General features: G+C 63.0%; 12 protein-coding genes. 2 read left to right on the top strand and 10 right to left on the bottom strand.

The genetic code is table 11. From position 1 onward, the window contains the following. The 5 genes from ACUY1T_RS05365 to ACUY1T_RS05385 all read right to left on the bottom strand — a co-directional run. The coding region (locus ACUY1T_RS05365) for an MCP four helix bundle domain-containing protein (protein WP_446020764.1) at positions 1-930 on the bottom strand (930 nt) is incomplete at its 3' end. Further along, the gene (locus tag ACUY1T_RS05370; RefSeq protein ID WP_446020766.1) at positions 911-1,414 is read right to left on the bottom strand and encodes a chemotaxis protein CheW; all 504 of its coding nucleotides are present in this window, start codon (positions 1,412-1,414) and stop codon (positions 911-913) included. The genes ACUY1T_RS05365 and ACUY1T_RS05370, both read right to left, overlap by 20 nt. After that, on the bottom strand, positions 1,411-3,432 hold the full coding sequence (locus ACUY1T_RS05375; RefSeq protein WP_446020768.1) for a chemotaxis protein CheA: 2,022 nt from the start codon (positions 3,430-3,432) through the stop codon (positions 1,411-1,413). Before ACUY1T_RS05375 ends, ACUY1T_RS05370 begins: the two co-directional genes overlap by 4 nt. After that, entirely contained in the window at positions 3,429-3,797 is a 369-nt protein-coding gene (locus tag ACUY1T_RS05380; protein WP_446020770.1) for a response regulator, read from the bottom strand. The genes ACUY1T_RS05375 and ACUY1T_RS05380 overlap by 4 nt, the downstream gene beginning before the upstream one ends. Positions 3,798-3,862: 65 nt before the next feature. Beyond that, a complete protein-coding gene (locus ACUY1T_RS05385; RefSeq protein ID WP_446020772.1) occupies positions 3,863-4,144 on the bottom strand; it encodes an STAS domain-containing protein in 282 nt (93 codons plus the stop codon). 180 nt (positions 4,145-4,324) lie between these two features. On the opposite strand from ACUY1T_RS05385, the gene ACUY1T_RS05390 reads away from it, so the two are divergent. Further along, on the top strand, positions 4,325-5,329 hold the full coding sequence (locus ACUY1T_RS05390; protein WP_446020774.1) for a helix-turn-helix domain-containing protein: 1,005 nt from the start codon (positions 4,325-4,327) through the stop codon (positions 5,327-5,329). A gap of 21 nt (positions 5,330-5,350) precedes the next feature. Here the strand turns inward: ACUY1T_RS05390 and ACUY1T_RS05395 are convergent, their stop codons facing one another. Beyond that, a complete protein-coding gene (locus ACUY1T_RS05395; RefSeq protein ID WP_446020776.1) occupies positions 5,351-6,472 on the bottom strand; it encodes a phospholipase D-like domain-containing protein in 1,122 nt (373 codons plus the stop codon). Between the two features lie 123 nt (positions 6,473-6,595). Here ACUY1T_RS05395 and plsB point away from each other — a divergent pair, with 123 nt between their 5' ends. After that, complete coding sequence (gene plsB, locus ACUY1T_RS05400) at positions 6,596-9,037, top strand: glycerol-3-phosphate 1-O-acyltransferase PlsB (protein ID WP_446020778.1); 2,442 nt, start codon at positions 6,596-6,598, stop codon at positions 9,035-9,037. Here the strand turns inward: plsB and ACUY1T_RS05405 are convergent. The 4 genes from ACUY1T_RS05405 to aceF form a co-directional block, all read right to left on the bottom strand. Next, a complete protein-coding gene (locus ACUY1T_RS05405) occupies positions 9,024-9,728 on the bottom strand; it encodes a class I SAM-dependent methyltransferase (protein WP_446020780.1) in 705 nt (234 codons plus the stop codon). The genes plsB and ACUY1T_RS05405 overlap by 14 nt on opposite strands. 29 nt (positions 9,729-9,757) lie before the next feature. Then, on the bottom strand, positions 9,758-10,462 hold the full coding sequence (tsaB, locus tag ACUY1T_RS05410) for a tRNA (adenosine(37)-N6)-threonylcarbamoyltransferase complex dimerization subunit type 1 TsaB (RefSeq protein ID WP_446020781.1): 705 nt from the start codon (positions 10,460-10,462) through the stop codon (positions 9,758-9,760). 122 nt (positions 10,463-10,584) lie between these two features. Next, entirely contained in the window at positions 10,585-11,241 is a 657-nt protein-coding gene (adk, locus tag ACUY1T_RS05415; RefSeq protein ID WP_446020783.1) for an adenylate kinase, read from the bottom strand. 239 nt (positions 11,242-11,480) lie between these two features. Beyond that, positions 11,481-13,490: a pyruvate dehydrogenase complex dihydrolipoyllysine-residue acetyltransferase gene (gene aceF / locus ACUY1T_RS05420; protein WP_446020785.1), complete on the bottom strand. Its 2,010-nt coding sequence runs from the start codon at positions 13,488-13,490 to the stop codon at positions 11,481-11,483. Between the last annotated feature and the right edge of the window lie 12 nt (positions 13,491-13,502).

Consider the following 13,502-nt stretch of genomic DNA (forward strand, 5'->3'; position numbering starts at 1 on the left):
GGAGGCAGCCTGCTCGGTGGCGCCCTGGCTGAGCTGCTCGGAGGTCGCCGCCATCTCCTGGCTGCCCGAGGCCACGTTGCGCACCGCGCCGGTCACTTCGCCGACCACCTCGCGCAGCTTGGCAGCCATGGCATTGAGTGCATCGACCAGATCCTTGATCTCGTCGTTGGATTTCACCTGTGCAGTGGCATTCAAGTCACCGCTGGCAACGGCTTGGGCAAGGCTGACAGAACTCGCTACGCCCCGAGTAATGTTCAGGACGACCCAGGTAGCAGCAACGACGGCGATGACGATCATACCGGCGAGCAGCATGATTAGCAGGTTGCGGTTGAAGGCATAGAGTTCGCTTGCCTCCATGGACGACTGTACCATGCGCCCCTCGTAACGCTCGAGCAGTGCATCGAAGCCCACCGCCACCTTGGTGGCAGCCGCCGCGCCATCCCCCGAGAGAAGCGCCCCAGCCGCGTTAGTGCGGTTGAGCCTTGCAAGCTCGATCACCCTGCCGTTCACGGTACGCATCGCGGCAATGTCCTGCCTGATCTCGTCGAGAAGCGCACGGCCTCCTTCGGCCGACATGGCGTAAGCCTGATCGATTCCTTCGTCGATCATCACTCGCAGTTCATCTATTGCCGCCTCATGTTGCCTTCTCTCCACCGCATCGCTGGAAAGGGCAAGATAGCCAAGAGTCCGCTGGGTACGAAGCTGATTACGAATGATGTCATTTGCAAATCTCGTGAGTACGACCTCGCGATTCACGATAGTACCGAGCCTCTCATCCATCGTTTGAAGTGCCTGGATGCCCATGAAGCCACTGATTGCCGCCATGGTGAGGATGACGGCGAAGGCCACCCCCAACTTGAACTTAAGTGTCAATCTCATTACCCAATCTCCCTGCTTTTCGGTTTCCTGATCATCGAAGGCTTCTTTCACTTGTTTCGGCGGTACCACCTAATCCACTTTCCGTCAGGAATATCCTGCCGAGATCGGGATGGATGACGAAGCTGTCGCCACGCCGGCCGATGCCTTGCACGTACTCCGCACGCCAGCGCATGCCGACCTTGGGCGCTTCCTCGATCGAGGCGGCTTCGATATCGGCCACGTCGTGTACCTTGTCGGCATAGATGGCAACGATGGCCGGTTCGCCGGCGAGGTCGATCCCGATGACCACGATTCGGCTGTCCTGGTCCGCCGCCGAACGCGGCATGCCGAAGGCTACGCGCAGGTCGGCCAAGGGGACCACCCGGCCGCGAACGTTGATCAAGCCATCCACGAATGGCCGGGCATTGGGCACTTGGGTGATGGGCACCTCGTCGAGAATTTCCCGCACCTGGGCGGCATCGATGGCGAAGATCTCGCCTCCCAGTTCGAAGACGAGCGCCTGAATGGCGGCACCGGCTTTCTTGCCTGCATTCATGCTTCCCTCCTCATGCGTTCGTCACGGAGACGCTCCTCGAACCCACGGCCGAAGCTCACCAGATGAGCGATATCGAGAATCAACGCAACGCTGCCATCGCCAAGGATGGTGGCGCCGGAAAACGTGCCGAGAGTGGCATGCAGCTTGGATAACGGCTTGATGACGGTCTGACTGTTGCCGATGATCTGGTCGACCACCAGCCCGACCCGAAACTCACCCGCGGAAACGACGATCACTTTCTGGTGCGGGTCAGGGTCACCGCTGGCGCCGAACAATTCCCGCAGGCGCAGAAACGGCACCAGACTGCCCCGAAGGTTGAGAAAGTTACGGGTCTGGGCTTCGGCAATCTCGGATTCGGGCAGTTCGACGCACTCTTCCACCGCCAGCAGCGGCAAGCTGTAGCGCCCTTCTCCCACCCGAACCAGCATGCCGTCGATGATGGCGAGGGTCAGCGGTAAACGTAGAGTGACGGTAGTTCCCTCACCGGGTTTGCTGGTCAACTCGATGCTACCGCGCAATGCTTCAATGGTGCGCTTGACCGCATCCATCCCCACCCCACGACCTGATACCGCGGTCACTTCGCTGGCAGTGGAAAAGCCCGGGTGGAAGATGAACTGATACAGCTCGTGATCGGATAGCGCTGCATCGGGCGTCACCAACCCAGCACTCTCGGCCTTGGCGCGAATGCGCTCGGCGTCAAGGCCGGCACCGTCATCGCTGATCGAGATCGCGACTTCGGCTCCCGAATGCACGGCAGCAAGCCGCACCTTGCCGCATCGGTCCTTGCCTGCCTGCTGGCGGCGTTCAGGGTCCTCGAGGCCGTGATCGACGGCATTGCGTATGAGGTGCACCAGTGGGTCGGCCAACTGTTCGATGACGGTCTTGTCGAGTTCGGTTTTCTCGCCGGAAGCCAGGAATTCGATCTCCTTGCCAAGCTCCTGGGAGAGGTCGTAAACCAGGCGCCGAAAGCGGCCGAACAAGGTGCCGATCGGCACCATGCGAATGCCCATGGTGATATCGCGCAGCCCGGACGACAGTCTTTCGACCTCCTCAGCGACGTTCTTGAGTTCGAGGTCGTCGCTGGCGCCGGTGATCTGGGAAAGCCGTGCCTGGGCGATGACCAGTTCCCCCACACGATCCATCAACTCATCCAGTCGCTCCGCCGGCACTCGCAGGGAATCGCCGCCCTTGGCGTTCCTTGCCGTGGGTTCACCCCGCCGACCTGACTCACGAGACGGTCTACCGCCCCCACTGGATTCCTGCGAGCCCCGTTCACTCGGCGCTGCTTGCCCGTCGTGAAGGGAGGCGTCAGTGGCCTGGCCTGCATGCGGCTCGAGTGGTTCTATCTTGAGCATCATGTCATCGCGCAGGAACATGAAGACATCTTCGATGGCTTCCCGCTCCACCTCGGTGGCAAACGTGACTTCCCAAGTGACATAACAAACCTGAGGATCGATTTCCTCGAGCGGTGGCACATCTTCGGCCGATGCCCTTATGTTGCACTCACCCAACTCGCGCAGCTCATCGAGCAGCAGCAAGGGGTTGGTACCGAGCACGAGAGCATCGTCCGGCAGCCGGAAGCGCGTATGCCAGATCTGTGATCGATGAGTGCTGGCTGCCGGTGAGCCAACGGGTTCAACATCCTCCCGTTCGCCAACGATGTCATGCAGTGCACCGAGTATTGGCGCGCCTTCTGCAACATGGCGCTCCGGCTCTTCGACCAGGTTGCCGACGTGATCCCGGGCAGACAGCGCTACGGCAATCAATTCCGGGCTGACCGAGGCTAGGCCCTTGCGCACACGGTCGAAGGCGGTCTCGAATTCGTGCACGAAATCGGCGACCTCGTCGAAGCCAAACATGGCGCCCGAGCCCTTCAGGGTATGCAGCGAGCGGAAGGCACTGTCGACCAATTCGCGATCGTGTGGTGTCTGTTCCAGATCGAGCAGCACCTGCTCCAGGCTTTCCAGCAGGTCGCGCGCTTCCTGTCGAAAGGTATCGGCGGGATCGGGAGTACTCATGAGCCAGCCATCTTCTTGACGACCGCCAGCAGCTTTTCCTGCTCAAAGGGCTTGACGATCCAGCCAGTAGCGCCGGCTTCCTTGGCCTGCCGCTTCAATTCATCATCGGACTCGGTGGTGAGAAAGACGATCGGCACACCCGCACTCGATGGATGGGCACGATATTGACGTATGAACTCGATACCGTTCATGCGTGGCATGTTGAGATCGGTGAGCACCGCGTCGACTCGATGAGCGGTCGCCTGAGCCAGGCCCTCTTCTCCATCGCTTGCCTGAAGCACGGTGTAGCCAGCCGACGACAAAGTGAGCGACACCATCTGTCTGATGGAAGCGGAGTCGTCTATGGTCAGAATCGTCTTGCTCATGCGGTTCTTCTTCCTCTTTTCCCGTTCACTCGTCTTCCCCTTACCCGCTCAGGAACGCCTTGGCATCATTGCTGCATCTCGAGCAGGCCAAAGCGCTCCAGCGCATCCTGAAAGATGCCCTCACTTGCCGCGATCAAGCGCAGCTCGACTCCACGATGCATGGCGCTGATACGAGCGGCGATAAGTAATTGAAGAATACTGATGTCGACTTCAGCCAGATCCCGAACATCGAGCACCACCGGATTGCCTGCCTCCAACGCCTCCATGAGGCGCTGACGGATTTCATGCGTATCTCGAAGCGAAGGAGACCCTTGCAGCTTTACCACGGCTTCTGTTTCTTCGATCACTCTCGAACCTCCATTACCCGACATGTCAAGCTATCGGCCACGCCCAAGGATTCCTAAACCAAAAAACGACACATCAGCGCTATCCGGACATAGCATTCGCAAAACGGATATTAACTTTGCAAATCCTGGCCGATATTAGAAAGGAGCAGAAAACAGGGGCGACTAAAAAGGAACCGAATATTGGAACATCAGCTTCTTACGACTTCTAAAATCACAGGAAATTGCTTCGACACACTAAAGGATACTTTGAGATCCTATCGCCTCGACTTGTCATTCCCTGAGCCGCAGAGTGACGCTCCGCTTCATTGGAGCATAGACGCTCACCCAACCAGTTATTTGAGGTTTTTCAAAGTAAAATTCGACAGAGAGTGGTCATTGATTCATCAGGGGATCAGAAAGAGCACGGCCATTCTTTCTCCCATGCTTGGCCAACTCGAGGTCAGGATCAAGCAACGTCATTTCATCATCGAGCCCGATCAGACGCTACTCATCCCCACTGATCTTCCCTGTCAAATACGTTTCCTCTGCGACAAGGAAGAACATTCCCTTATCGCAATCGATTTTTCACGCCACATCGTCAACAAGGTCCTTGGCGAGTCGGCATTCCATGCACTACCCGCTGAATTCCGATGCGGGGGGTTGGTCGAGCAGACACAAGGAATCGGTACGACACTTGCCATGACGATACGCAGCCTGACCGCAGGCATTGGGGAAAGTGGCACGTTGAGTCACTCGCCACAGGCGGTGAAACTACTCAGTGAATCCATCTTGCATATGATCTTCGCCAGCATGGCACAGCAACCCGAAAGGCAGATGGAAGCTCGGATGTCGGATATCACGCCACGTCATCTGAAGGTTGCAATTGACTTTATTCACAACAACTTGCATCGCCCACTTAGCGTCAGCGAGATAGCCGAGGCTGCGGGAGTCAGCGTTCGTGCGCTGCAAGCCGGTTTCCAGCGCCACCACCATACCTCTCCGCTGCGTTATCTGCGTCAGGTTCGGCTCGAGGCAGTACATAGGGAACTGTCATCGCCGGGCAATCGACTTCCCATTGGAGAAGTGGCTCAAAAATGGGGGTTCAATCATTTGGGCCGTTTCTCTATCGAGTACAGGTCACTCTATGGAGAACCCGCTTCCGCCACCGTCAAGCGCGCCCAACTCTTCTCGCGGATGGAAGCTTGAGAGCCTGCCTTCGGAGCCACCTTACCTCAACCGCGTCAGCCAGGCGTCGAAGCTGCCGAATAACCATTCCTTGAAGCGCTGCCAGCGCGGCCGCTGCACCCAGGCCCGATAGGTGATCTCGCGGCTGGCGGCGAAGTTGCGCTCGAACAGCGCCGCCACCTCGCCGGCGAAGCGGGCGTCGTCTACCTCCTGGTTGGCCTCCAGGTTCCAGTGCAGGCTCCAGTGGTCGAAATTGCACGAACCCAGGCTCGACCACTGGTCAACCAACGAGAACTTGGCATGGATGAAAGTAGGCTGAAACTCGAAGATGCGCACGCCGGCGCGCAGCAGGCGTCGATAGAAGCGCTGGCCGGCATAGCGCACCCAGGGGTGATCGTGGTCACGGCCGGGCAGCAGCAGGCGCACGTCGACGCCGCGGCGAGCGGCGCGGGCCAGCCGCATGCGCAAACTGAAGGTGGGTACGAAGTAGGGCGTGCACAGCCAGATACGGCGCTGGGCCGATGATACCCGGCCATACAGCGAGTGACGAATGGCCTGGTAGCGGTAGCCCTGCCCCCATACCACCCGGCCACGCATGCCATGATAGTCCTCGTGAGGGCTGAGCTCGAGCTGCAGATGTCGCACCAGGGCCGCCTCGCCCGCTCCTCGCGTCATTGGCGAATCCCACAGCCGTGAGAACAGCCGCACCCAGTCGGCGATGACCGGCCCTTCGATACGTATCGCGACCTCGTACCAGGCTTCGAGGAACTCGTCGAGCACGCCGAAGCCACCAGTGAAGGCGACCCGGCCGTCGATTACCACCAGCTTGCGGTGGTCGCGGGTCAGATTGCGCGTCAACGAACGCAGCCCCAAGGGGTTGAAAAAGCGTAGCGCCACGCCGGCCCGTTCCAGGCGGTCACGGTCCTCCCCGGCGAGCCCCATGGCCCCATAGGCATCCAGCATCACGGCCACCGTCACGCCCCGCTCCGTCGCGCGGCACAGCGCATCGATCAGCTGCGTGGCCAGCCGCCCCGACTCCATCAGGTAGAGTTCGATCAGTATCGAGCGACGCGCCTGCTCGATGGCCGTGAACATCGCCGGCAGAAAGCACGACGACTCCGCCAGCAGCTCGAATCGATTGCCATCCCGCCACACGCCATGCATGGCATGCCTCCCGTCTCCTTGCCTGCCGTGATTGACGCACGTTTGCACGACGAGGGAAAGCACCTGACCCAAACAGGGTGCCATGGCTATACTGGCCCCTCGGTTCGACCTCGAGGCAATCGGATGGCCCTAGCCCACACTCTGCTCGCTGTACTACGCGCTCCGTTGAAGGGCTTGCTCAAGGCCTGGGTAGAGACCCGGCTCATCGAGCCCGAGCCCAAGGAACTGGCCATCGCCCCCTCGCGACCCACGCTCTACGTGCTGCCCCATCCGGCGCTTTCCGACGCCCTGCTGCTCGAGGTGCTGTGCCAGCGCCACGGATTGCCACCGGCCCAGGGACGCCTCGATCTGAATGGCCTGGCGCTACCGGCCAGCGTGGCACTACCCGCCAGGCAGCACCGCCTCTGGCGACGCACAGGCGCGCTCGAGGCTCCCTTTCGCCAAGCGCTGGAACATCTGGACACCCACCCCGAGGCCAATGTCCAGTTGATCCCAGTCAGTGTGTTCTGGGGCCGAGCGCCCGGCAAGCGCTTCGGTTTCTGGCATCTGTTGGCCGCCGACAGCTGGCAGCTGACCGGGCGACTGCGCCGGGCATTCTCGGTGCTGGTCAACGGCAAGAGCGTGGAGGTACATTTCGGCGCACCGCTGCAACTGCGCGACCTGTTGGACGAGCGTGGCCCCGCCGTGGCCAACCGCAAGACCGCGCGACTACTGCGCATCCATTTCCGGCGTATGCGTGCACGCGTACTCGGCCCCGACCTCTCCCACCGCCGCACCCTGATCGAAGGCGTGGTAGCGAGCCCTGCAGTGCGCCGGGTCATCGGCGAACTGGCGCCAGCCGAGAAACGTTCCCCCGAGCGGCTCCAGCGGCGAGCCCTGCGCTATGGCCGTGAGATCGCCTCGAACATGACCTACCCGGTGCTGCGCTTCATGGACGGCTTGCTGCGGCGCCTGTGGAACCGGCTATACGACGGCGTCGAGGTGCGTGGCCTCGACCGGGTCAAGGCACTGGCAGGCGAACATACGCTGGTCTACGTGCCCTGCCATCGCAGCCATATCGACTACCTGCTGCTTTCCTACGTGCTCTACCGCGACGGCCTGATGCCACCGCACATCGCCGCCGGGCGCAACCTGAACATGCCGCTGGTCGGCCCGCTGCTACGCCGCGGCGGCGCCTTCTTCATGCGTCGCAGCTTCCGCGACAAGCCACTCTATGCGGCGGTGTTCAACGAGTATCTGCATCGCCTGCTGGAGCGCGGTCACCCGCTGGAGTATTTCATCGAGGGCGGCCGGTCACGCAGCGGGCGCATGCTCTTACCACGCCCCGGCATGCTGTCGATGACGCTGCGCTCGTTCCGCCGCAGCGCCGACAATACCAGCCCACCCCGGCTCGCCTTCGTTCCCGTGTACATCGGCTACGAGCGCATCATCGAGAACGCCAGTTATCAGCGCGAGCTGCGCGGCGGCAAGAAGCGTAAGGAATCGCCGCTGGCGCTGCTCGGAGTTCTCGGCAAGCTGCGCCAGCCGTTCGGCAAGGTGTCGGTCAACGTCGGCGAGCCGCTGCAGCTCGGCCCCTGGCTCGACGCCAGCACACCTGACTGGCGCGCAGGCACCACATCGGAAAAGCCGGCCTGGCTCAACCTGGCCGTGCCGGAGCTGGGCGACGAACTGGCCCGGCGCATCAATGCCGCGGCGGCTCTCAATCCGGTCAATCTGGTGGCACTGGTACTGCTGGCCACGCCTCACCACGCCATCGAAGCCAGCCTCATGTCGCGTCAGTTGGAGCTGCTGGCATCCCTGCAGCGCCACTGCCCCGGAGGGCAGCACGTCAGCCTGCCCCAGGGCAACCCCGACGACTGGATCGCCGAGGTCGTTGCGCTGGGGATGATCGAGCGTCGACCCCATGCGCTGGGCGATATTCTGGTGGCGACGGCGGAGCAGGCCAGCCTGTTGGTATGGTACCGCAACAACGTGTTGCACTTGTTCGCCCTTGCCGGCCTGACCGCCTTCGCCTTTCGTCATGCCACGCGCCAGGATCTCGAGAACCTGCTGGCCCAGCTCGCGCCACCCTGGCCGATCCTGGCCCGCGAGCTGTTCCTCGAGCCGGTGGCGCTGCCCCAGGCATTGCCTGCCATACTGGAGGCACTCTGCAAGAAGGGGCTGCTGGAGCGGAATAACGCCGGTTGGCAGCGCCCCAGAAGCCTGGAGGCAGGCGAGCAGCTGCGCTTGCTGGCGAGACTGATGCAACCCTCGCTGGAACGCGGCTATCTATTGCTGGCGATTCTGCTCGATCAGCCGGCCGGAACGCTGGATCGTGATGCCCTGGCCGAACGCAGCCAGCAGTTGACCGAGCGCCTGGCACTGCTTACCGGGCGGGATGCACCGGAATTCTTCGACCGCAAGCTGTTCGCCAGTTTGATCGAGAGCCTGGAAGCCGAAGGCTGGATCTGGGAGCGAGATGGGGTGCTGTGGTTCGACGAGCGCCTGCGCAGCGCGGCACAGCGAACCGGTGAGCTGTACGATCCTGCGCTGCGGCATAGGCTACAACTCATCAGCCACAGATAGGGGAAGCCTTGAGGGAACGGTGCACGTAGAGGTCGTAGCGGCTGGTCTTGCCTTCGATGACGTGCTGCGGCGCCGGGCCCGCGATGGGCGGCGCCTTGCGCGGTCGCTTGACCACCACGCGGTGGGTGGCCACGTCCAGCGCCGCCTCCAGCAGCCGTGGCGCATCGTCGTCGCTGCCAGCGAGTTCGCGGAACAGGCGCATCTCCTTCTTCACTAGCGCCGACTTCTCGCGGTGGGGAAACATAGGGTCGAGATGGATCACTTGGGGCGCCACCGTGCTAGCGGCAACCAGCGCAGCGAGATCGCAAGCGGCGTCGCCATGGGCCAGGTGCATGCGGGCGACGATTTCCGCCGCCTCGGGGTCCCGGGCGGCACGCGCCAGGCCATCCTGCAGCAGGGCATGAATCTGAGCCACGCGCTCGATCAGCAGTACCTCGGCACCGAGGCTTGCCAGTACGAAGGCATCTCGCCCAAGGCCGGCAGTGGCATCGATCACGCTGGGGGTTACTCCGGCCGCCAGACCACAGGCCCGGGCGATGAGCTGCCCCCTCCCACCGCCGAAGCGGCGTCGATGCGCCACCCGGCCTTCGGCGAAATCGACCTTGAGCGGCTTGCCGTAGCGGGCCGGGTCGCCGGCCAGCACCAGCGTGTCCCCGTCGCGCCGGAGCTCCAACTCGCTGCTTGCGCTCACATCGTCGCCTCGTGGCCGAGCGCTACGGCTCATTTGCCCTTCTGCCACGCTACCTGATCGCGCAGATAGATCGGTTGGCTCTCATGGGCGGCGGGGCGAACGCCCTGTGCATAGTCTCTGGCAGCCAGCAATACCATCTCCTCGGCCGCCGGTTCCGACTCGACGTCACGCTGGCTGACGCTCGCCTGCACCTCTACCGGCATCGCCTCCCACAGCGTCCAGCCGGAGCCGATGCCATACCATCCGCCTTCGTATGAAACCTCGGGCAGTTGCAGGCGCTGCGGCGGCATTACGGCCTCCTCGAGCAGGGTCTCGGTCGCGCCATCGCGACAGCGCCAGGCGGCAACGTAGATCTCGCCCATGCGCGCATCCATGGCCGTGACGACATGCTCGACGCCGTGGCGTCGATGCGCTGCCAGGGCCAGCGCCTCGAGGGTCGAGACGCCCAGCAAGGGGCGGTCCAGGCCATAGGCCAGCCCTTGGGCCGTGCCGGCGGCGATACGCAGCCCGGTGAAGGAGCCTGGGCCGCGGCCGTAGGCCACGGCGTCCAGTTCGGAAGGTGACACGCCCGCCTCGGCCAGCACATCGTCGACCATCGGCAGCAGGCGGCGGGTATGCTCTCGGGGTGTCAGGGCGAAGCGAGTCACGAGCCGCTCCTCGGCGCCGTCGCGCCGTATCAACAGAGCGGCAGAGCAAGCACCGGAAGAAGCATCGAGAGCCAGCAGGATCGGCATAGGAAATATCGTGTCATGGCATGGGCGGACCATTATACGCCGCTGCGGCGCGCGGGACGATGATCCACAATGCGAATGGCCCGCCGAGGCGGGCCATTGCAGAAGAGAGCTGTTGGCAAACGTTAACCGTCCAATGCCTCGGTCACCTTGCGCGTGATCTCGTCGACGCTGCCGATACCTTCCACGCGATGGTAGGCAGGCGCCGCTTCCGGCTCCTGTTCGGCCCACTGCTGGTAGTAGTCGACCAGCGGTGCGGTCTGCTCGTGATACACCGCCAGGCGGTTGCGCACGGTGGATTCGCGATCGTCGTCGCGCTGGATCAGCGGCTCACCGGTAGCGTCGTCCTTGCCTTCCTGCTTCGGCGGATTGTACTCGACGTGGTACACACGACCGGAGCCGGGGTGCACACGCCGCCCCGCCAAGCGCTTGACGATCTCCTCGTCCGCCACGGCGATCTCGAGGACGTGGTCGATCTTGACCCCGGCCTCCTTCATGGCATCTGCCTGGGGAATGGTGCGTGGGAAGCCGTCGAACAGGAAGCCGTTCTCACAGTCGGGCTGCGCGATACGCTCCTTGACCAGTGAAATGATCAGATCGTCGGACACCAGGCCACCACTGGTCATGATCTCCTTGACCTTGAGACCCAGCTCGCTGCCTTCCTTGACCGCAGCGCGCAGCATGTCGCCGGTGGATATCTGCGGAATCTTGTAGCGATCGCAGATGAACTGGGCTTGGGTACCCTTGCCGGCACCCGGCGCGCCCAACAGGATCAAACGCATCTAGCTGCTCCTTGAGAGAGTGGAAATTCTTGTGAGTAAAGGGAATGTCATGAACGATAACCGCGGCGGCGGCGGCAGACAACCGCGCGCTACTGATCGAGCCCCATGTGCTTGCTCAAAGCCACTGCATTTTCAGCCAATTAAGGCAAGGTTGCACTTTGGTATCCCTACCCTAAAGTGGAGGCTTCAAACACCGACGGCGCCCCGCAGGGCGCCGTCGGTACTGCTTCAGACAAGGGTCACATCAGCAGCCGCCGGATATCGCTCAGCGCCGCCGCCACGAAGGCGGTGAAGCGTGCGGCATCGGCACCGTTGACGGCCCGGTGGTCGTAGGAGAGCGACAGCGGCATCATCAGCCGCGGCTCGAAGTCGGAACCGTTCCACACCGGCTTCATCTGCGCCTTGGAGACGCCGAGAATGGCAACCTCCGGGGCGTTGACGATAGGCGTGAAGGCGGTGCCGCCGATGGAACCCAGGCTGGAGATGGTGAAACAGCCACCCGTCATCTCCTCGCGCTTGAGCTTCTTCGACTGCGCCTTGCCCGCCAGCTCGACGCTCTCCTTGGCCAGGGCGATCAGCGACTTCTTGTCGGCATCGCGGATCACCGGCACCATCAGCCCGTCGGGTGTGTCGACTGCAACGCCGATGTGGACGTACTTCTTCCACACCAGGGTCTCGCCGTCGCTCTTCAGGCTGACGTTGAACTGCGGGAACTTGCGCAGGGCGAAGGCGCACGCCTTGATCATGAACGGCAGCGGCGTGAGCTTGGCCCCTTGGGCCTCGGCCTCGGCCTTCATCGACTTGCGGAAGGCCTCCAGCTCGGTGATGTCCGCCTCGTCGAACTGAGTGACGTGGGGCACGTTGAGCCAGCTGCGATGCAGGTTGGTCGCGCCCATCTTGAGCAGGCGGCCCATCGGCTTCTCTTCGATCTCGCCGAACTGGCTGAAGTCCTGGTCCGGTACCGGCGGGATGCCCGCGCCGCCGGTTGCCGCAGGTGCTGCAGCCGCCGGGGCCTTGCCCTGGCCGGCCATCACCTGCTTGACGTAGGCGTGGACGTCCTCCTTGAGCACCCGCTCCTTGGGCCCGCTCGGCTTGACCAGCCCCAGGTCAACGCCCAGCTCGCGCGCCAACATGCGCACCGCGGGGCCGGCGTGGACCAGCTTGCCGTCGCGCGGCTTGTGGGCCGCCATCTGCGCCTCGGGGCTCGGCGTGCCGGCCGGGGTCGGCGTGGCCTGAGTGGCCGATGCCGGCTTTTCGCTCGGCTCGCTCGGCGCCTTGCTGGCCTTCGGCGTGGCCGCCCGCGGCTTGGCCCCGGCAACCTCGATATAGCCGATAAGGTCACCCTCGGAGACGGTGTCGCCCTCCTTCACCGTGAGTTCGATCAGCTTGCCTTTGTAGGGGCTCGGCACGTCCATGGAGGCCTTGTCGGACTCCAGGGTGATCAGCGGATCCTCCTCGTCGACTTCGTCGCCGGCGCTGACGGCGATCTCGATGATCGGCACATCGCTCGAGCCGGAGAGATCGGGTACGCGGATCTCCTTGCGCTCGGGCTCGCCGCTCGTCGCCTCTTCCTCGGCCGGGGCCTCGGCCTGTTCGGCGGGTTCCGCGGTGGTTTCCACCGCCTCGGGCTCGGCCTCGTCAGCCTCGCCGTCGCCGGAGATCTCCATGCTGCCGATCACGTCGCCCTCGGAGACGGTATCGCCCTCCTTGACGGTGAGCGTGACCAGCTTGCCGCTGTAGGGGCTAGGCACGTCCATGGAGGCCTTGTCCGACTCCAGGGTGATCAGCGGATCCTCCTCGCTCACCTCGTCGCCTTCGGAGACGGCCACCTCGATCACCTCGACGTTCTCGGAACCGCCCAGGTCGGGTACCTTGATCTCGACGGTGCGCTTGCCGCCACCGGAGGCCTTCTTCGCTGCCGGCTTCTCTTCGGCGGCCTGGGGCTCCTTGGGCGCCTCTTCCCGCTTGGCATCGGCCTTCTCGCCACTGCCGGCGTCATCACTGCCGCCGCCCTCCACCTCGAGTTCGACGATGTCGTCGCCCTCGGAGACGGTATCGCCTTCCTTCACCAGCACGCGGACGACCTTGCCGCCCTTGGGCGAGGGTACGTCCATGCTGGCCTTGTCCGACTCCAGCGTGATCAGGGTGTCCTCGGGCTGGATGACATCCCCTTCGGATACGGCGATTTCGATGATCTCGACGTCTTCGCTGCCGCCGATGTCTGGAACTTTTATGATTTCGCTACTCAAGGTCGCGCTCCT

This window comes from Billgrantia sp. Q4P2 (genome assembly GCF_052806135.1).